This window comes from Amycolatopsis oliviviridis, from assembly GCF_014654365.1.
GTDB classification, from domain to species: Bacteria; Actinomycetota; Actinomycetes; order Mycobacteriales; family Pseudonocardiaceae; genus Amycolatopsis; species Amycolatopsis oliviviridis.
On the sequence record NZ_BNAY01000001.1, the window covers coordinates 730,417 to 749,729 of the forward strand.

A 19,313-nucleotide genomic window follows, 5' to 3' on the forward strand; every position below is an offset into this window, starting at 1 on the left:
CGGGGTCGGCAAGAAGGTCCGCGGAACAGCCGGGTGTGCCACCCGGCTCGATACTGTCACCAGGTGACTGCGCGTCGCGCACGAAAAGAGTCACTCCTTGATCGGGATGAACGGACACCACCGCTGTACTGCGGCGATAGGACAATCTTAACGCGTTCCCCCGGCCGCGTGGGCGCGGTGCCGCCGCACGCTCTCCTCGACCAGGTCGAGGACGGGACCGAGATCGTCACCGGGCTGGCCCATCGCGAGGTGCGAGACGAGCCCTTCGAGGACGAGTTCGAGGTACGCGGTCAGCACGTCGACGTCGACGTCGTCGCGCAGGATCCCGGCGTCGCGCTGGCGCAGCAGACGGCGGCGGGTCGCGGCGGTCAGCTGATGGGACCGCTCGGCCCAGCGGGCGCGGAACTCGGGGTCGGTGCGCAGCCTCCTGGAGACCTCCAGCCGCGTACCGAGCCAGTCGGCGGGATGCTCGCTGCGATTCGACAGCAGTTCGCGCATCACCTGCACGAGGCCCTGTTCGGCGACGATGTCCGCCATGCGAACCGCGTCGTCCTCGGCCAGGGCCAGGAAGAGGGACTCCTTGTCCCGGAAATGGTGGAAGATCGCGCCGCGGGACAGGCCGGTCGCTTCCTCCAGACGCCTGACGGTGGCACCCTCGTAGCCGTAGCGTGCGAAGCACACGCGGGAGCCGTCGAGGATCTGGCGCCGGCGTGCGTCGAGGTGATCCTGGCTGACCCGTGGCATCCTGGAATCCTGTCACCGGGAACCCGGTTATTGCAATCCGTACGTACGTACTGTGACCAGTTCGCGGGATGATTGGTCCGTCCGGGAACCGGGCGGCCGCGAAACACGTCCGATCACTCGGCCGGATCGGCTGACACGCCGTCGGCCGCTTGGCTACTCTTTGTCCATCACGGTGAGTGAGTGCTGAGGGGAAGGTGCGGGCGTGGACATCATCGGCGACGCCGCGAGCGCGATCAAGGCCGTCTGGGGCGACCTGACCACGCCGAAGGAACCGACCGTTTACGGCGGTGGCGGCGGCGGGGGCGGCGGGTTCGAGATGAGCCCGGAGGAGCTGAAGACCGTCATTGGGCTCTGGGAAGACGAGCTGAAGAAGGTCGTAGACGACGGCGACAAGATCGACATGATCGTCGGTGACCTGATGCCGCCGGGTCAGGACGAGGCCAGCTCAAGTTACGTCGACTCGGGTATCGAATCCCTGCTCGGCTTGCAGAAGCAGAACGAGTCGATGAGGGCCTACATCGAGGGCTACATCGCGAAGCTCGAAGTCGCCCGTTCGAAGACCATGGCCACCGATCAGGCCAACACCATGCGCACTACCTGAGGATGCCGAACGTGTTGAGGAATCGCGCCGCGGTGGCGGCGCTAGTGCTCGTTTCCGTCGCGGTCGCCGGCTGCACGGGGGAGACCCCGGGCACGCCGACGCCGACCCCGGGAACGGCTGCGTCGTCGGGTTCGTCCGCAGCGCCGGAGGATCCGAACGTCCCCAAGGTGAAGGTTCCGCTGGACGCCTCTGCGTACGTCGGTGACGTGTGCAAGCTGCTTCCCGCCGACGCGGCCGCGGAACTGGGGTTCACCGCGCCCGGCGAGGCGAAGAGCGAGGGCAGCAATCCAGGTTGCAGCTGGCAGATTCGCGGCAAGGCCGACAGTCTGCTGATCATCCTCGGCAGCGGGAACCGCGAAAAGGGCATGGGTGGTCTGGCAGGTCTGCACAAGGCCAAGGAGGCCGGGCAACTGAGGTTCCTGGAGCCCGGCCCCGAGGTCGACGGCTATCCGACTGTCTACTACGGAATCCAGGACAGGCGAGCGAGTGGCAACTGCGACCTCGCGGTGGGCGTCGCCGACGATCTGGCGATCAACACCCTCGCCAAGGGCTACGACAACGAACAGGATTCGTGCGGGAAGGCGCAGAAACTCGCGTCGGCCGTGATCAAGACACTCAGGGGGGCATGAGGGTGGACGGCAAACAGATCTACGAGAACTTCAAGCAGGGCGACACCCGCAACCTGCGCAGCGCGGCCGACCGTGTCGCGGAACTCTCGGACGCCTATGTCGAGCGCGGTATGGCCATCAAGGGGCTGCAGTCGCGGATGGCGTCGTCCTGGACGGGGTCCGCGGCCGACGCGGCGAACGCCGGTGCGGGCCCGCTCGAGCAGGCCTTCAAGGAGACCGCGGATCCGCTGTTCACCACGAAGGCCTCGGTCATGGCGCAGGCCGACAGCTTCGACGACTCCGGATCGTCCGTCGTCCCGGTGCCGCCGAAGCCGGACAAGCCCAACCCCTGGACCACCGGCCTCAAGGGCGCGATCCCGATCGCCGGGCCGTTCATGGTCAACAACGACATCAAGAACTACCAAGAGGGCGTCGCCAAGCACGAGGCGGCGAACCAGAACAACGTCCGCGTGATGGACCAGTACGACTCGGTCACCAGCAGCACGCGCTCCAGCCTGCCGACCGACTACGGCGTTCTGAAGAGCGACGGCGCGAACGTCAGTGTCAAGGTCGGCGGGGATCTGCCCCCGATCGTGCCGCCGCCGATCGTCCCGCCGGTCAAGCGGGTCCGCAACGGTGGCGGGGACGACAACGACGGCACCGACACCAGCGGCACGGACAGCAACGGGACCAACCAGAACAAGCCGGGCGGCGACCACAACCAGACCAAGCCCGGCTCGACCGACGATCGCCCGGTGCCCCCGAAGGACCGGCCTGATCCGGGCATCACCAACCCCACGAGGAAGCCGGGGCCGGGGGACACGACGCTCCCATCCGGCGGTGGCCGCGGCAGGCCTGGTGGCGGGACCACGGAGATCCCGGGCCGGAACACCGGACGCGGTAACGGCAACGGTGACCTGGAAGACGTCGTCGGCCTCACCAATGGGCTCAACCAGAACTACGGTCCTGGTGGCGGCGGGCCCAACCAGCCCGGTGGCACCAGCGGCCGCAACGTGCCCGGACCCAACAGCGCCGCGGGCAGGCTTCTCGGCGGCGAAGGCGGCACCGGCGGCCGCGCGGGCGGTCCCGGTGGACCCGGTTCCGGCGGTCTCGGTGGTGGCCGGGGCTCCGGTATGGGCGGCCTCGGTGGCGGCATGGGTGGCGCAGACCACCTGGCCGGTGGTCGTGGCGCGGCGGGCCGCGGTGGCGGTCAGATGGGCCCGATGGGGGCAGGCGGCAGGCGTGCCGACGGCGAAGAGGACGACGAGCACCAGCGTCCCGACTACCTGATCGAGGCCGACCCCGACGCGATCTTCGGCACCGACCAGCGCACCAGCCCGCCGGTCATCGGCGAGTAGCGGATGACCGTCAGAACAGGCCGGGTGGACGTCCCGGTCGAAGCCTTGGCTGTGCTCGCCGAACGCGAACGCGTCGGCGACCTGCACATCACGCTGCGTCCCGAACCGCGCTGGCTGTCCAGGACGGCCCGCGCGGAGGCGGACAAGCGAGTGGAAGCCGCGCTGGCGCAAGCCGGGCTGCTGGACTCGAGAGGCCGCGCGTCGGTCGACTTCCTGGACTGGCTCCCGGTGCTCACCAAACCGGCCATCGAGTACTACGGCTGGGTGAACACCGGAGGGGAGACGTACGGCCTCCTCGCCGCCTCGCTGGGATTGCAGGCGGTGCTGGCGGTGTCGTCCGGCGACTGGGTCGGGCTCCAGGAGATCGACCGGCGGCTGCTGCCCGAGACGCTGATCGAGCAGCTGCCGCCCGTTCCCGCGGGCGGCGGCAGGCTGCGCACGATCCGCACCTACGAGCTCGAAGAGGCGGCCCGGCGCGGTCCGGACACGCATTCGCTGCCACCGGTGATCGCCGACATCGTCAGCCTCGTGCAGCGGCCGGTCGAGGGGAGCGGTGAGCTCTACGTCGGCAAACGGGACGAGGTCGGCAGGCACGTCGCCGTCGAGGATCCGCTCCACTTCGCCGACACCGACTGGGGCCGGTACCTCAGTTACACGACCGGGCAAGGCAACGACGCGGTGGTCCACATCGGACCCGCCGGACCGGCGGAGCTCGCGGACGCGCTCCGCCACATAACCGGGACCTTGGGAAGCTAGACCGTCACCACTGGAACTCCGCCTGGACGGCGGTCGAGATCGGCTCGAGGTCGCTGACCAGACGGCCGAACTCGTCCGCGTCCAGCGCGTTGTACGGCGCCTCCGCGAGCCGGTCGGTCATGGCCTCGACGCGTTCTTTCGCGGCCCGGCCGGCGGAGGTGAGCCAGCCGTCGGTCCCGATGAGACCGCGGTCGCGCATACCGTCGACGATCGCGGTCAACCGCGCGGCCGGGAGATGGCTGACCCGGCCGAACTCGTGTGCGGGGATGTCGATGGACAGGGCATGGAGGACGTGGGCCTCGGTGCCGCCGATGCCCTCGGCCACCAGAGCGACGATGTGGCCGTCGCCGCGGTGCTCTCGCACCAGCGTGGCCGCGTGCCACAGCCGGGCGAGAGGTTCCTGCGGCACCGGGACCGTGCGGAGGGCGGCGTAGAGGACGCGTCCCTCCACAGGCGCGCTGGTGGCGGCTTTCAGCAGAAGGTCGGCGGCGCGCTCGACACCCGGGCCGTCGGCGAGGTCACCGAGGATCCGCCGCAGCCCCGCGACACATCCCCGCTCGCGGGCGGCCAGCGCAGCCTCCGGCGTGGTCAGCTCCCAGACCTTCGGGAGGTGACGCGCCACCTCGCCCGGCGCGAAGTTGTAGAACACCGCGTGGACCACCTCGGCGGGCACCGACCGGCCGAACGGCGCGGCGCGTCCCGCGAAGTAGGCGTCCCACTGGTTGCGCAGGCCGAGTGAGATCAGGGCCTGGTCCGATTCGTCGGCGAGGTAGGGCACCAGACCCAGCGGCTCGATCAGGTCGTACATGCGGCGGGCTACGGGTTCCTGGTGCGACATCTCATCCCCTGTGGCTCGTGGCGGCGCCTTGTGGTGCCGGCTCACCTCCTCCACGAACGGCTCGTGCCGGATCCGACACTCGCTCTTCGAAAAACTTTCGCGCGCCGGAGGACCTTCCAGCGCTATTGTGACAGCGCTGTTGTATATCTGGCGGGTCTGGGAGGACGAGACGTGACACGGCTCTATCCGGAAATCGAACCGTACGACCACGGGATGCTCGACGTCGGCGACGGACACCTCGTGTACTGGGAGGTTTGCGGGAACCCCGACGGCAAGCCCGCCGTCACGCTGCACGGCGGTCCGGGCACCGGGTGCAGCACCGGGCTGCGCCGCTATTTCGACCCGGCCAAGTACCGTGTCGTGCTGTTCGACCAGCGAGGCTGTGGCCGGAGCACGCCGCACGCGGGGGAGCCCGAGGCCGACCTCTCGGCCAACACCACCGACCATCTGATCGCCGACATGGAGCGGCTGCGTGAGCATCTCGGCATCGAGAAGTGGCTGCTCTTCGGTGGTTCCTGGGGCTCGGTGCTCGCGCTGGTCTACGCCGAGCGGCATCCGGACCGCGTCTCGGAGATGGTCTTGATGGGCTTGGCGACCGGACGCCGGAGCGAGACCGACCTGCTCACCCGGGGCCTCGGTGGTGTCTTCCCCGAGGCTTGGGCCAAGTTCCGCGACGGTGTTCCCGAAGAGGACCGCGACGGCGACCTGGCGGCGGCGTACCTCAAACTGCTGATGGATCCGGACCCGGCGGTGCACGAGAAGGCGGCGGCGAACTGGTGCGCCTGGGAGGACGCGATCATCCCGACTTCGCCGCCGTACAAGAGCTTCGAGACAGCGAAGTTCCGGCTCGCCTTCGCCCGGCTGGTCACGCACTACTGGAGCCAAGGGTCCTTTTTGGACGAAGGCGTGGTCCTGCGGGAGGCCAAGACGCTGGCCCACATCCCGGCTGTGCTCGCCGAAGGCTGCCTGGATCTGGGTAATCTCATCGGCACCCCCTGGGAACTGGCGCACGCTTGGCCGGGCAGCGAACTGGTGGTCATCGACGAGGTCGGCCACAGCACCCAGGACGAGCCGATGCGCGAAGTCCTCATCGGCGCCACCGACCGCTTCGCCTCCTGAACCACTCACGACCACCCCGGCCCACTCGGTACCGGCGCTTACCCAGCTGCTGTACATGAAGGCCCCCTTCCTTGCGCCAGGCGCAAGGAAGGGGGCCTTCATGTACTTGGGCTGGAGTGAAGGGGGCCTTCACGCGAATCGTCAGGGAATGACCAGGGCGGGTGCCGTCTCCGGGGCGGTGGCGGCGTCCGAACGGGTGGTTTCGGCGAGCCGCAGGCCGGTGGTGCGCGGGGCGATCCGGTCGAGGTTCCACGAGCTCAGCAGTAGCGCCACCTTCGCCCGCATCTCCGTCCGCAGCCGCTGGAACGAGTCGGCGGGATCGGCGCCGACCTCGCCGAGCAGGAGCCACCAGGCCCACGCGGCCGCGCCGGCGTTGGCGACGAAGTCCGGGATCACCGGGATGCCGCGGGCGGCGAGGCCCGCTTCGGCGTCGGGGGTGGTCGCCGCGTTGGCCGCCTCGATGACGACCTTCGCCTTGACCAGGCCCTGGTTCCCGGCACGCAGCGCGTAGGAGATCGCCGCCGGGACGAAGATGTCGGCGTCCGTCGCCACGATCTCGTCGCGGGGGAGCAGCCTGACGTCGGCGGGGAGTCTGCTCCGGTCGATCTCGCCGTACTCGTCACGCAGGTCCAGCAGCGCGGGGATGTCGAGGCCTTCCGGCCGGTACAGCGTCCCGGCGGCGTCGGCGACCGCGACGACCTTCATCCCGGCTTCGTGCAGGTACCAGGCCGCGCCGCCGCCCATCGTGCCGATGCCTTGGATGGCGACCGTGGTCTCCCCGGCGGGCCATTCCCACGCGTCCGCGACCCCGAGGCAGGCCTGCGCGACGCCGTAGCCGCCGATGACGTCGCCGAGCAGCAACCCGCCGGGGACAGGAGTGTTCAACCCGGCCTGTACGCGGCGGAGGGTGTGCGCCGGATCGGCCGAACGGCGGATGGCGGCGTGGTACGACTGGTCGAGGCCCAGTTTCGCGAACACCTCGTCGATCAGGTGCTGGGGCACGCCGAGATCCTCGGCGGTCACCCAGTGGTTGTCGATCCACGGCCGCAGGAACGCGCAGAACCGTTCCAGTACACCGAAAGCACGGTCGTCCTTCGGGTCGAAGTCGATACCGCCCTTGGCCCCGCCGACCGGCAGACCGAAGGTCGCGGTCTTGTTCGCCATCCCCCTCGCCAGGTCCTCGACCTCCGTCATCGTGCAGCCCGCGCGCATCCGGGTCCCGCCGGTCGCGATACCGGAAACCAGGCTGTGCACTACGAGAAAGCCGGTGGCACCGGTGACGGGGTCGGTCCAGATGAGCCTCATCAGCGGTTCGGCGTTCCTCGCGGCCATGCGGCCACCTCCTTCGGGATTTCGGTTCGTCCTGCGCCACTTCCGAGGGTGCTCCCGGGCGGGTGCGGCCGTCCATTTACCGAATCTGAACGATGATGTGCAGGAAAACTGGTGTAACACCGCTCGACGCGTCATCCGGCACCCGTCACCGGGCCCGATTACGTTGGGCATATGGAGCTTTCGTTGCACCGCTTGCGGATGCTTCGCGAACTGAGCCGGCGCGGCACCGTCACGGCGGCCGCAGCTTCGCTGCATTACACCGCTTCGGCGGTTTCGCAGCAGCTGGCGCAGCTGGAGCGGGACGTGGGCGCGAAGCTGTTCGAGCGATTCGGCAGGCGGGTGCAGCTGACCGAACTGGGGCTGTTGCTCACCGAACACGCCGAGGAGATCCTGGGGTCGGTCGAGCGGGCGACGCTCGCGCTGGAGGAGGCACAGGAGACCGTTTCGGTCCGGCTCATGGCCGGGGTGTGGGCGTCGGTCGCTTCGGGACTGCTGCCGCACGCGCTGGCCGCGCTGGCGGGCGAGCATCCCGGGATCCAGGTCCGGACCCGCGAGCTGGCGCCCGAGGACACCGCCGACGCCGTCCGCGACGGCGAACTGGACCTGTCGTTCGTGATCGACTATTCCGACGCGCCGATGCCGTGGGACGCCGGACTGGAGCGCGCGGTGATCGCGGTCGAACGGCTGCACGCCGCGGTGCCCGCCGGTGCCGTACCCGCCGGCAGCGCGTCCCTGACCGAACTGGCCGAGCATCCGTGGATCCTCGCCAGCCCGAAGAGTCACTTCGGTCGAGCGGTGCGCACAGCGTGTCACCGTCACGGCTTCGAACCCAAGATCAACCACGAGGTGGAGGAGCAGTCGACGGCGATGGCGATGGTCGGCGCCGGGCTCGGGGTGACCCTCGTGTCGGATCTCGGGCTCGGTCTCCGTCCGCCCGGGATCGACGTCGTCGCGTTGACCACACCGTTGCTCCGAACGGTTTCGATCGCCTACCGGACGACCACGTCGCGGCGGCCCGCTCTGCAGCTGGTGATCGGGGCGGTCCGCGACGCGGCGGTGGCGCTGGGCCTGGGGACCGAGGCCGCTTTGCCCTGATTCGTCCGGTCCTAAAAGGTGGTCGGCCGATCCTGCCCGGCAAGAACGCACCTGAATTTGTCGGACCCCGCGTGTAGCGTCCGAAGTCAAGGTTTCTCAGTTATCGGACAACCGACTGGACGGCGGAAAGATGACTACTGTTCATGATTTCCCCGAGAAGTCCGGGAGCGCGTCGAACGCGACGGCGAAGGTCCTCTCGGACCGCGCCGAGGGTGAGGCGTATGTGGCTTCCGTGTGCTTCAAGCACGGGCCACCGAAACTCCTCGGCGTAGAGCTGGAATTCACCGTGCACTACGCCGACGAGCCCGCCCGGCCTCTCGATCCCGACGATCTCGCCACCGCGCTCGGCCCGCACACCCCGCGGACCCTGCGCCCCGACAGCCCCGCCCTCCCCCTCCCGGCAGGTTCACCGCTGAGCCTCGAGCCCGGATGCCAGGTGGAGATCTCCGCTCAACCACAGACCACGCTGCGTCACCTGGACGCCGTCGTCTCGGCCGATCTGGCCCACCTCGAAACCCTCCTCGCCACCCGAGGCCTGTACCTGGGAGACACCGGGATAGACAGGCATCGCCCTCCCGCCCGCAAACTGGGCACCCCCCGCTACGCCGCCATGGAACGCCGCTTCGCCCCGATGGGCGACGGGGGCGCGACGATGATGTGCAGCACCGCCGGCCTGCAGGTCTGCGTGGACACCGGCGAGGCGGGCGATCTCGCCGACCGCTGGGCCGCCGTCCACGCGCTCGGCCCGCCGCTGCTCGCCACCTTCGCCAACTCCCGGATCCACGCCGGACGCGACACCGGCCACGCGTCCGCGCGCTGGCTGGCCGTGATGGACACCGAAAAGGTCCGCACCCGGTCGGCGGAATTGACCAGGGATCCGGCCGGGGAGTGGGCACGCAGGATCCTGGACACCCCGCTGATGGTCCTTCCCGGCGGCGACGGCCGCTGGGACGCGCCCGATTCCCTGACCTTCGCCGACTGGATCGACGGGCAGGGCGAAGGCGCCGGACTCGGCAAGCCGACCGAGGACGATCTGGCCTATCACCTGACGACCTTCTTCACACCGGTCCGTCCACAGGGGTACCTGGAGATCCGTTACCTGGACGCCCAGCCCGCCGCCCGGTGGCTGCACCCGGTGGCCCTGCTGGCCGCGCTGCTCGCGCGCCCGTCCACAGTGGACAAGGTGCTCGACCTGTGCGAACCCGTCCTGGGCAGGTGGGAGTGCGCGGCCCGGTTCGGCCTGGCCGACAGGGCGATCGCCTCCGTCGCGAGGGAGGTGGTGGACCTCGGCTGCGCCGAACTCGGCATGACCGGTCTGCCGCCGGAGACCATCACCGAGATCAGCGAGGGTGTGCAGTCCCTCGTGCACGGTTCGAGGAGCCACCAGTCATGAGCGTGGAAAGCACCGAGACCAACCCGCTTCGCGCGCTGAGCCCGCAAGACCTGCGGGCTCACGCGGCCGAGGCGCTCACCAGGGCCCGCGAACGCAGTGTCGCGCTGACCGATGTCGACGACGAAGACCTGGTCCGTCAGCATTCGAAACTGATGTCGCCGTTGGTCTGGGACCTCGCGCACATCGGCAGCCAGGAAGAGCTCTGGCTGGTCCGCGACGTCGGCGGCCGCGAGGCGCTCCGGCCGGACATCGACGACATCTACGACGCGTTCCAGCACGCCCGCGCCGACCGTCCGGAACTGCCGCTGCTGGGCCCGGAAGAGGCACGCAAGTACGTCCGGGAGGTCCGGGAGAAATCCTTCGACATCCTGGAAAAGGTTCCGCTGCAAGGCAGGCGGCTCACCGAGGACGCCTTCGCCTTCGGCATGATCACCCAGCACGAGCAGCAGCACGACGAGACGATGCTGGCCACCCACCAGCTCCGCAAGGGCGATCCGGTGCTGCACGCGCCCGCACCGCCGCCGTCGCGGTCAGGGCGACTGCCCGCCGAGGTGTTCGTGCCCGGTGGCGCGTTCACCATGGGCACCTCCGCCGAACCGTGGGCGCTGGACAACGAGCGCCCGGCGCACGAGGTCGCGGTCGAGGCGTTCTTCATCGACACGACGCCGGTCACCTGCGGGGCGTACGCGGAGTTCCTCGACTCCGGAGGCTATGAAGACCCGAAGTGGTGGAGTGAACGAGGCTGGGCGTACCGCAGCGAGCACGGCATCCACGCGCCGCGTTTCTGGAGCCGGGAGCAGGACGGCTGGTGGCGGACGCGGTTCGGCGTCCACGAGAAGGTGCCCGCCGCCGAACCCGTCGTCCACGTGTCCTTCCACGAGGCCGAGGCGTACGCCGCCTGGGCGGGCAGGCGCCTGCCGACGGAACCGGAATGGGAGAAGGCCGCCCGGTTCGATCCGGCGACCGGCCGTTCGCGCCGGTTCCCCTGGGGCGACGAGGGACCCACGCCCGAGCACGCCAACCTCGGGCAGCGGCACCTGCGGCCGGCCGAGGTCGGCGCGTACCCGGCCGGTGTCTCGCCACTGGGCGTGCACCAGCTGATCGGCGACGTCTGGGAGTGGACCAGCAGCGGATTCGAGGCGTACCCGGGATTCGCCGCGTTCCCGTACAAGGAGTACTCGGAGGTGTTCTTCGGCGGCGATTACCGGATCCTGCGTGGCGGCTCGTTCGGCACGGACGCGGCGGCCATCCGCGGCACGTTCCGCAACTGGGACCATCCGATCCGGCGGCAGATCTTCTCCGGGTTCCGCTGTGCCCGGGACGCGCGACCCGGTGAGGTGGCTTAAGCGGCATGTGCCGTCATCTCGCGTATCTCGGCGAGCCGCGTTCGCCCGCCGAGACGCTCTTTCACGCCCCTCACTCGCTGCTCGTGCAGTCCTACGCTCCGGCCGACATGCGCGGTGGCGGCTCGGTCAACGCGGACGGGTACGGCCTCGGCTGGTACGCCGGGGCCGCCGATCCGTTGCGGCTTCGCCGGTCCGCTCCCTTGTGGACGGACGGGGATCTGCCCGCGCTGGCCGGGTCGGTGCGGTCGCACGCCTTCATGGCGGCGGTCCGCAACGGCACGACAGGGATGCCGGTGGTCGAGGCGGCGAACGCCCCGTTCACCGGCGGCGGCTATCTGTTCAGCCACAACGGAATGGTGAAGGGCTGGCCGGACTCGATGGCCGAACTCGCCGCGAAACTGCCGATCACCCGTCTCCTGACCCTGGAGGCGACCACGGACTCGGTGCTGCTGTGGGCTTTGCTGCGCGAGCGGCTCGAAGCGGGCGAAGACCCGCTCGCGGCCGTCGCGTGGCTGAGCGGAGTGGCCGAGGAGGCGGGGCCGGGTTCGCGGCTCAACTTCCTGCTGACCGACGGCCGGACGCTCATCGGTACGGCGTGGACGCATTCCCTGTCCTATCGGGACCTCGGCGGGGGTGTGCTCGTCGCGTCGGAACCGTGTGACGACCACCCTGGCTGGATCCCCGTTCCCGACCACCACGCCGTCCGGGTCACCGGTGAAGGCGTGCGAATCCTTCCCCTCGAAGCCGATCGGAGCCCTGAGGCACGATGACCGAAGTGGACCTCGACGTACACCACAGCGAGTCGGACATCACCGAACAGCTGCGCGCGGACGTCCGCGCCGGCCTGGAAGCGGACCAGAAGTGGTTGCCGCCCAAGTGGTTCTACGACGCGCGCGGCAGCGAACTGTTCGAGAAGATCACCGCGCTTCCCGAGTACTACCCGACCCGCAGCGAACGGGAGGTGCTCGCCGCGCGCGGCGGCGAGATAGCGGAGAGCTCCGGCGCGCACACCCTGGTCGAGCTCGGTTCCGGGTCCAGCGAGAAGACCCGGCTCCTGCTCGACGCGCTCACGAGCCACGGCACGTTGAAGGAGTTCGTGCCGCTCGACGTCTCCGAAACCGCGCTCGCCGAAGCCGCGGAAGCCATCACGGCCGACTACCCGTCCCTCGAAGTCCGAGGCGTGGTCGGCGACTTCACCCAGCACCTCGACCTGTTGCCGGGGGACCGGCCGCGGCTGGTGGTCTTCCTCGGCGGCACGATCGGCAACTTCCTTCCCACCGATCGCGCGGTCTTCCTGCGCTCGGTCCGTGACGTGCTCGACGAAGGGGAGTGGCTCCTTCTCGGGACCGACCTGGTGAAGGACCGGGAGACGCTGGAAAGCGCCTATGACGACGCCGCCGGGGTCACCGCCGAGTTCAACCGCAACATGCTCCACGTGATCAACAACGGCCTGGGCGCGAACTTCGATCCGGCCGCCTTCGACCACGTCTCGTATTGGGACGAGGAGAACGAATGGATCGAAATGCGTCTGCGCGCCCGGGAGGCTTTGACCGTCGACATCCCGGGTGCGGATCTGCAGGTCAAGTTCGACGAGGGCGAATACGTGCGCACCGAGATCTCCGCCAAGTTCCGGCGGGAGGGAATCGCCGCGGAACTGGCCGAAGCGGGATTCGCGGTCGAGAAATGGTGGACGGACTCCGCGTCGCGGTTCGGGGTGAGCCTGGCAAGATCTGTCCGTGACTAACCCTCTCACCTCGCTCGCACGCGTGCTCGGCACGAAACCGTGGCTGATGGGGCTCGCGGGCGGGATCATCTGGGTGGACAAGAGACTCCACCGGCTGTTCAAGGGGAAGGTGAGCCTGGTCGCGCTGGCCGGGCTCCCTTCCCTGCGGCTGACCACGACGGGCCGCAAGAGTGGTCTGCCCCGTAGTACCAACCTTTTGTACTTCCCGCACGACGAGGGTTTCGTGCTCGTCGGCTCCAATTGGGGGAGGCCGAACGATCCCGCGTGGACACACAACCTCCGCTCGGAACCCGAGGCGGTCGTCGCCCTGGCCGGCAAGGAAATCCCGGTCAGGGCCAGGGAACTGCTCGGCGACGAGTACGCGGCGATGTGGAAGCTCCTGCTGGAGTTCTGGCCCGGCTACTCCATGGAGGAGCGCGCCGCTCGCCGTGTGTTACCGATTTTCGAGTTAAAGACAACCACTCGATAGGTTCGTACCATCCTTTCGGCCGGTGACTGGGTTACCGGCTTGTGCGAGGCTCGCTTGGTGTTACGCGCCGTGACGTCGGCGGCGCGCCGCGCGACGTGGACTCTCACGTCGCCAGCCGAGGGAGGAGTCGTTTTGCCGAGATCCACAAGGAGGCCGGTGCGCGGTTTCGCACTGGTAGGGGCACTCGTGGCCGGCGCCGCGTTGACCGGTGCCTCCGGGACGGCGGTCGCCGCACCGGACGCCGGGACGTCCGCCGCCCAGGTCGGCGCGACCGCGCCGGTGACCTGGGGTGCCTGCACGGCGGACCAGCTCCGCGGTGTTCCCGCCGACCAGGTCAAGTTCTACAGCTGCGCGCGGTATCGCGTGCCGATCGACCACGACAACGCGGCGCTCGGCACCATCGACATCGCGATGCTGAAGCGGGCGGCGAAGACGCCCGACAAGAAGGTCGGTTCGCTGTTCCTCAACCCGGGTGGTCCCGGCGGCTCCGGATTCCGGATGCCGATCGGCGGGGCGAACTACTTCCAGCCGCAGGTGCTCGACCGGTTCGACCTGATCGGGTTCGACCCGCGCGGGGTCGGGGCCAGCAACCCGCTCAAATGCTTCACCACGCAGGAGGACGCGAACGACGTCTTCGCCGCGCAGATCCCCGTACCGCTGTCGCGGCAGGAGATCTCCGGCACGCTGGCGTCTTACCGGGACTACGGCCAGTTCTGCAAGAACAACGCGGGCGCGCTGCTGAACCACATGTCCACCAAGGACGTCGTGCGTGACCTCGACAAGATGCGGGCCGCGGTCGGCGACCAGAAGCTGACCTTCGTCGGCTTCTCGTACGGGACCCTGATCGGGTCGACGTACACGTCGATGTTCCCGAAGCAGAGCCGGGCGATCGTCATCGACGGCAACGTCGACCCGGCGCTGCGCACCAGCGACGGTGTGCAGTACGACCGTGAGCGGGCTCGCGGTTTCGAGATCGCACTGGACGGGTTCCTGCGCAAGTGCGCGCAGGTCGGCCCGAAGTGCTCGTTCAGCTCGGGCACGCCGCGGGAGAAGTTCGACGAGATCCGCGATTACCTGCGCCAGCAGCCGATCAAGCTGCCGGACGGGAGCAGCTACGACATCAACGCGTTCACCAGCACGGTTTCCGGCGTGCTGTACTCGCCGACGTCGTTCCCGCCGCTGGCCGACGACCTGCAGGCGCTGTACAACGTCGTCCACCCGCCGGCGGCGCAGACGCAGACGGCGCAGGCCGTCGAGCTGAAGGTGCTGCGGTCGGGGGCGAACGGGCGCGCGGACGCGAACCCGGACAGCCCGTACGTCGGTGACGATTCCTACTTCGCCGTGAACTGCTCGGACAAGAAGATCACGGTCAAGCAGGAGAAGGTGCCCGAGATCGCCGCGAAGTGGGAGAAGGAATCGCCCACCTTCGGTCGTTACCAGGCGTTCTCGGACGTGGCGGGCTGCCCGGTGTGGCCCGCGAAGAAGCCGGACGTCTACCGCGGCCCGTGGCAGGCCAAGACCGACACCCCGGTGCTGGTCATCGGCAACTACTACGACCCGGCGACCCAGTATCTGTTCTCGAAGCGGATGGCCGACGAGCTGGGCAACGCCCGGCTGCTCTCGGTCGACGCCTTCGGGCACTGCATCCTGGGCGACTCGCTCGGGGTGGACAAGGCCACGGCCGACTACCTGATCGACCTCAAGGTTCCGGCCAACGGTCAGGTGTTCCAGCCGAACGTCCAGCCGTTCGAAGCCACCACCTGAAAATCAGGTACATGACCACGAAGGCCACCGTCTCGGCGGTGGCCTTCGTGGCGTTTCGGGACCGGTCCCGGGCACCCGGCGCTACGTTCTTCCCCGGGGAGGACCGGACGAGCCGGGGCGAGATCTTCGCCCCGGTGATCCGGGTGGGTTACCAGGGCACCGGCTGACACCGCCGGTGTTCCTGGCTTCCCCGCCGGCTTCAGACGCTGAAGCTCGCGTAGGCGTCCAGCCCGTAGTTCGTGGCGTACGCGTTCTCGACCCCGACCAGCAGGTCGACGATCTCGAAGTAGCGGTCCCAGAACGGCGTCTCGCGCAGTGCCTCGATGAGCAGCTGGTACGAGTGGTGGTCTTCGGCCTCCCACACCCACACGTCGGTCACCCGCGCGGAGTAGAACTCGGTGTCGAAGAACCGCGACCGGACGCCCTTCACCTTGCTCTCGATCGCCGGGAGGACCTCGGTCTTGAAGGATTCCACCCGCTGCTCGACCGTGAGGCCGAGCCATTCGGGGGTGGTCTTGACCAGCATGAAAGCGGTCACTTCGGCCATGGTGTCCCTTCCTTTCAGGCGTAGGCGCCGGCTTCGATGTCCTCGACGAGGGTCGGTCCGAAGGGGGCCCACTTGAGCAGTTCGCGGGTGCGCTCGCTGGACGCGGACATGTCCAGCGCGAAGAACCGGCCGACGAATCCGAAGTGCTCGGCCGCGTTCTCCGGCGCCACGGACACCACCGGGACGTCGAGCGTCCGCCCGATGGCTTCGGCGATTTCCTTCGTCGTCACGGCTTCTTCGGCGACGGCGTGGAGCAGCGAGCCGGTGGGCGCGCCTTCCAGGCCCAGCCGGACGAGCCGGGCCGCGTCGGTGCGGTGGATCGCCGCCCAGGACGCGGTGCCGTCGCCGAGGTAGCCGGAGACGCCGTGCTCGCGGGCCGCCGCGACGAGCGCCGCGACGAAACCGTGGTCGCCGACGCCGTGGACCGAGGGCGCGAAGCGGGCGCTGATCACCCGCATGCCCTTCTCGGCGTACTCGAGGGCGAGGTTCTCGGCGCCACCGCGATGCGAGTCGGGGCCGACTGCGGGGGAGAGGTCGGTTTCGGTGGCGGGTCGTCCCGTCGCCATGGTCGAGAGCCCCGCGGCGAGAACGAAGGCCCGGCCGGTCCCGGTCAGCGCGTCGGCGAAGGTTTCGACGGCGGCCCGCTCGGCCCGGTTGGACTCGGCGGGGTTGCCCCAGTCGTGTTTGTTGGCCAGGTGGATGACGGCCTCTGCTTCCCCGGCGCCCGCGCGGAGGCCGTCGAGATCGTCCAGGTCGCCGCGGCGGACCCGGGCGCCCTTCCGCTCCAGCGTGGCGGCGGAAGCGTCCGAGCGAGCGAGGCCGGTGACCTCGTGGCCGGCGTCGAGCAGCTCGTCCACGACGGCCGAGCCGATCCAGCCGGTCGCTCCGGTGACGAATACGTGCATGGGAATTACTCCTTCTCCTTGGTGGTGCGGGAAAGACGTGATTGCAGGACGACGAGCGCCCCGAGGACGAGCACACTCACGCCGATCACCCGCAGGGCCGTGCTCGTACTGGTGACGAACGCGGAAATCACTTCGGGCTCGCGCCCGGGGGCCGTGGCGAGGGCCTGTGCCACGGTGTGCGGATCGTGGGCCGCGCGGAGGTCGGACGGCAGCGCCGCGACGAACCGTCCGGTGAGGACGGTGCCGATGACCGCGACGCCGAGCGCGCTGCCGAACTCGCGGGTGGTGGCCTGGAGACCGGCGCCGACACCGGCCTGGGCGGGCGGCAGCGAACCGGAGATCGCGGCGGACAGCGTCGGTAGGGCCAGCGTGACACCGATGCCGGTCACCACGAGCCAGGCCGCGTAGACGGGATACGGCGTCGAAGCGTCGTTTGTGGACAGTCCGAGGAGGCCGCAGCCGCAGAAGACGAACGCGATGGCCACGGTGGCGTCGACGCCGGCACGCTGGACGAGTTTGCCCACATGCCGCGCGCCGAGGATGACCGGGACGGTCAGCGGGATGATCCCCAGCCCGGTCAGCAGCACACCGAATCCCTTGCCGTACTGCAGGAAGGACGCGTTGACGTAGAACAGCGCGAACATCCCGAAGAAGATCGCCGTCATGCCGAGGCAGGCGCTGCGCAGCGCGGGCACGCGGAACAACCTGGGGTCGAGCAGCGGGTGCTCGGCTTTCAGCTCCACGAACGTCCATACGGCGAAGAGCAGGACCGAGCCGGCGAACCCGATCAGGACGATCGGGCTGCCCCAACCTTTTTCAGGCCCTTCGACGATGCCGAGCAGCAACGCGACGGACGCGCCGACGAGCAGGAGCGCACCGAAAAGGCTGAGCGGCCGGTCGTGCCGCGGGGAGACCGGAGCGATCCGGGCGACGAGCGCCGCGAGCACCAGCGAGAGCGGGACGGCGGCCGCGAACAGCCAGCGCCACGACCCGCCGGACAGCACCGCGCCGCCGCCGACGTTGCCGACGACACCGCCGATCCCGGTCATCGACGCCCAGGTCGCGATGGTCACGCCCTTGCGCTCGGCGGGCACGGCGTGCAGCAGGACGGCGAGCGTGTTGGGCAGCACGGCGGCGGCCCCGATCCCGGTGATCGCCCGGCCCGCCAGCAGGAAGGGCACGTTCGGCGCGACCGTCGAGAGCAGCGCGCCGACCGCGAAGAGCGCCAGACCGGCGAGCAGGACGCCCTTGCGGCCGAAGCGGTCGCCCGCCGCGCCACCGGGGATCACGAGACAGGCGAAGAAAACGACGTAGGTGTCGACGATCCAGATGAGCGCCGACGCGGACGGGTGGAGGTCGCTCGCGGCCAGCATCGGGACGGCGAGGTTGATCGCGGCGACCATCCCGACCACGAGTACGACACAGGCGCACATGGCGGCCAGCAGGCCGTTTCGCGGGGCCGGACGGCTCGCCGCGGGCGCGGCGTCGTCACGGAGTTGAAGTCGGAGTGGCATGTCCATGAAGCTATTGACCAGCGAGGTCTTCGTGCCACGCAACTTTGACAAAGCAGACTTGCGTACGATGCAACTATGGCCGACCAGCTGGATCTGAACCTTCTGCGGGTGTTCGACGCGTTGCTGCGGGAAGGCAGCGTCACGGCGGCCGCGGAGCGACTGCATCTGTCGATCCCGGCGGCGAGCCGGGCGCTGGGCCGGTTGCGGCGGGCGATGGGGGACCCGATCCTGGTGCGCGCCGGCCGCGGGATGGTGCCGACGCCGTTCGCGCTCCGGACCGCGCCGCGCGTACGGTCGCTGCTCGACGAGGCGTCGGCACTGATCAGTGCCGACCGCGACCTGACGATCGGCGACCTCGAACGGACCTTCACGATCCGCATCAACGACGGCGTCGCCGCGACCTTGACGACGGCGGCCGTCGAGGCGACCGCCGCCGTCGCGCCGGGCGTGGTCCTGCGTTTCGTCGCGGAGGGCAGCGAAAGCACGGAGGCGCTTCGGGACGGCTCGGTGGATCTGGACATCGGCGCCGGTGACGTCACCGCTCCCGACATCCGCTCGATGCCGCTGTACCGCGAACGGGTGGTCGGGATCGTCAGGGCGGACGGCCCGCTCGGCGGCAAGCGGCACCCGACGCTGGCTCAGCTCTGCCGCTACCCCCACGTTTCCGCTTCCCGGCGAGGCAGGGGCAGAGGACCGCTCGACGACGTGCTCGAAGCGGCCGGGCTCCAGCGCCGGGTCGCGGCGGTGGTCCCCACGTCCGCCGTCGCCGCTTTCCTGGTCTCGTCGAGCGACTACATCGGACTCGTCCCCTCGCGACTGGCCGAGCAGTACGGCCGGTCGCTCGGCATCCGCTGGTTCCCGATCCCGGCGGACCTCCCGGAGATCGAAGTCTGCCTGCTCTGGCACGCCCGGCTCGACGCCGATCCGGCCCAGCGCTGGCTGCGGGAGACGATCCGCGACGCGCTCAACGCACCGTCCTGACGGAAAAGGTGTCTCACTCGCTCGCCGGTGTGCCGGGTTCGGATGTTGTGAAAGCCACATTCGCAACCTTCAACGTTGTGAAAGTGGCTTTCACAACGCCACCGACCCTCTTGACCTCCACGCGCGGGGTGGCCGGACGGCCGTCCGGTGGTACAGTCCCGGAGGTTGATCAACACCGATCGAGTACGAAAGCGAGGTG

The 19,313-nt window shown here is 69.3% G+C and carries 20 protein-coding genes; 14 read left to right on the top strand and 6 right to left on the bottom strand.

Annotated features, from left to right (window positions below):
• Window positions 1-147 precede the first annotated feature (147 nt).
• The gene (locus tag IE302_RS02885) at window positions 148-744 is read right to left on the bottom strand and encodes a TetR/AcrR family transcriptional regulator (RefSeq protein ID WP_005150059.1); all 597 of its coding nucleotides are present in this window, start codon (window positions 742-744) and stop codon (window positions 148-150) included.
• Window positions 745-946: 202 nt separating this feature from the next.
• On the opposite strand from IE302_RS02885, the gene IE302_RS02890 reads away from it, so the two are divergent.
• From IE302_RS02890 to IE302_RS02905, 4 genes are read left to right on the top strand one after another with little or no spacing between them, the layout of a single operon-like run.
• Window positions 947-1,345, top strand: a complete 399-nt coding sequence (locus tag IE302_RS02890; protein WP_191251437.1) for a hypothetical protein — start codon at window positions 947-949, stop codon at window positions 1,343-1,345.
• Between the two features lie 2 nt (window positions 1,346-1,347).
• The gene (locus IE302_RS02895) at window positions 1,348-1,974 is read left to right on the top strand and encodes a DUF3558 domain-containing protein (protein ID WP_191251439.1); all 627 of its coding nucleotides are present in this window, start codon (window positions 1,348-1,350) and stop codon (window positions 1,972-1,974) included.
• Window positions 1,971-3,311 (top strand): hypothetical protein, encoded by a 1,341-nt coding sequence (locus IE302_RS02900; protein ID WP_191251440.1) that lies wholly within the window; start codon window positions 1,971-1,973, stop codon window positions 3,309-3,311. Before IE302_RS02895 ends, IE302_RS02900 begins: the two co-directional genes overlap by 4 nt.
• A gap of 24 nt (window positions 3,312-3,335) precedes the next feature.
• Window positions 3,336-4,067, top strand: a complete 732-nt coding sequence (locus IE302_RS02905; RefSeq protein WP_191253062.1) for an ESX secretion-associated protein EspG — start codon at window positions 3,336-3,338, stop codon at window positions 4,065-4,067.
• 4 nt (window positions 4,068-4,071) lie between these two features.
• On the opposite strand, the gene IE302_RS02910 is transcribed toward IE302_RS02905, so the two are convergent.
• Window positions 4,072-4,905, bottom strand: a complete 834-nt coding sequence (locus IE302_RS02910) for an SCO6745 family protein (protein WP_191251442.1) — start codon at window positions 4,903-4,905, stop codon at window positions 4,072-4,074.
• A gap of 171 nt (window positions 4,906-5,076) precedes the next feature.
• On the opposite strand from IE302_RS02910, the gene pip reads away from it, so the two are divergent.
• Window positions 5,077-6,024, top strand: coding sequence for a prolyl aminopeptidase (gene pip / locus IE302_RS02915; RefSeq protein WP_191251444.1), 948 nt, complete (start codon window positions 5,077-5,079; stop codon window positions 6,022-6,024).
• 141 nt (window positions 6,025-6,165) lie between these two features.
• Here pip and IE302_RS02920 read toward each other — a convergent pair whose 3' ends face one another.
• On the bottom strand, window positions 6,166-7,356 hold the full coding sequence (locus IE302_RS02920) for a Glu/Leu/Phe/Val dehydrogenase dimerization domain-containing protein (protein ID WP_191251446.1): 1,191 nt from the start codon (window positions 7,354-7,356) through the stop codon (window positions 6,166-6,168).
• 171 nt (window positions 7,357-7,527) lie between these two features.
• On the opposite strand from IE302_RS02920, the gene IE302_RS02925 reads away from it, so the two are divergent.
• The 8 genes from IE302_RS02925 (at window position 7,528) to IE302_RS02960 (ending at window position 15,334) form a co-directional block, all read left to right on the top strand.
• Complete coding sequence (locus tag IE302_RS02925) at window positions 7,528-8,451, top strand: LysR family transcriptional regulator (RefSeq protein WP_191251448.1); 924 nt, start codon at window positions 7,528-7,530, stop codon at window positions 8,449-8,451.
• Window positions 8,452-8,581: 130 nt separating this feature from the next.
• Complete coding sequence (locus IE302_RS02930) at window positions 8,582-9,844, top strand: glutamate-cysteine ligase family protein (RefSeq protein WP_191251450.1); 1,263 nt, start codon at window positions 8,582-8,584, stop codon at window positions 9,842-9,844.
• Window positions 9,841-11,190, top strand: coding sequence for an ergothioneine biosynthesis protein EgtB (egtB, locus tag IE302_RS02935; protein WP_191251452.1), 1,350 nt, complete (start codon window positions 9,841-9,843; stop codon window positions 11,188-11,190). Before IE302_RS02930 ends, egtB begins: the two co-directional genes overlap by 4 nt.
• 5 nt (window positions 11,191-11,195) lie before the next feature.
• Window positions 11,196-11,960, top strand: a complete 765-nt coding sequence (gene egtC / locus IE302_RS02940; protein ID WP_191251454.1) for an ergothioneine biosynthesis protein EgtC — start codon at window positions 11,196-11,198, stop codon at window positions 11,958-11,960.
• Window positions 11,957-12,934 (top strand): L-histidine N(alpha)-methyltransferase, encoded by a 978-nt coding sequence (egtD, locus tag IE302_RS02945; RefSeq protein ID WP_191251456.1) that lies wholly within the window; start codon window positions 11,957-11,959, stop codon window positions 12,932-12,934. The genes egtC and egtD overlap by 4 nt, the downstream gene beginning before the upstream one ends.
• Window positions 12,935-12,980: 46 nt before the next feature.
• Window positions 12,981-13,403 carry a nitroreductase family deazaflavin-dependent oxidoreductase gene (locus IE302_RS02950; protein ID WP_191253064.1) on the top strand — a complete coding sequence of 141 codons (423 nt, stop codon included), beginning with the start codon at window positions 12,981-12,983 and terminating at the stop codon, window positions 13,401-13,403.
• Between the two features lie 156 nt (window positions 13,404-13,559).
• Window positions 13,560-15,167 carry an alpha/beta hydrolase gene (locus IE302_RS02955; RefSeq protein ID WP_191251458.1) on the top strand — a complete coding sequence of 536 codons (1,608 nt, stop codon included), beginning with the start codon at window positions 13,560-13,562 and terminating at the stop codon, window positions 15,165-15,167.
• Window positions 15,168-15,178: 11 nt separating this feature from the next.
• Window positions 15,179-15,334, top strand: coding sequence for a hypothetical protein (locus IE302_RS02960; RefSeq protein WP_191251460.1), 156 nt, complete (start codon window positions 15,179-15,181; stop codon window positions 15,332-15,334).
• 32 nt (window positions 15,335-15,366) lie between these two features.
• Here the strand turns inward: IE302_RS02960 and IE302_RS02965 are convergent, their stop codons facing one another.
• Genes IE302_RS02965 through IE302_RS02975 form a run of 3 tightly spaced genes read right to left on the bottom strand, consistent with a single transcriptional unit; the run spans window position 15,367 to window position 18,052 of the window.
• Window positions 15,367-15,714 (bottom strand): darcynin family protein, encoded by a 348-nt coding sequence (locus IE302_RS02965; RefSeq protein ID WP_191251462.1) that lies wholly within the window; start codon window positions 15,712-15,714, stop codon window positions 15,367-15,369.
• A gap of 14 nt (window positions 15,715-15,728) precedes the next feature.
• Window positions 15,729-16,619 carry an SDR family oxidoreductase gene (locus tag IE302_RS02970; RefSeq protein WP_191251464.1) on the bottom strand — a complete coding sequence of 297 codons (891 nt, stop codon included), beginning with the start codon at window positions 16,617-16,619 and terminating at the stop codon, window positions 15,729-15,731.
• Between the two features lie 5 nt (window positions 16,620-16,624).
• The gene (locus IE302_RS02975) at window positions 16,625-18,052 is read right to left on the bottom strand and encodes an MFS transporter (protein ID WP_229907647.1); all 1,428 of its coding nucleotides are present in this window, start codon (window positions 18,050-18,052) and stop codon (window positions 16,625-16,627) included.
• 156 nt (window positions 18,053-18,208) lie between these two features.
• Between IE302_RS02975 and IE302_RS02980 the strand changes: the two genes are divergently transcribed.
• Window positions 18,209-19,114, top strand: a complete 906-nt coding sequence (locus IE302_RS02980) for a LysR family transcriptional regulator (protein ID WP_191251467.1) — start codon at window positions 18,209-18,211, stop codon at window positions 19,112-19,114.
• The last annotated feature ends 199 nt before the right edge of the window (window positions 19,115-19,313 follow it).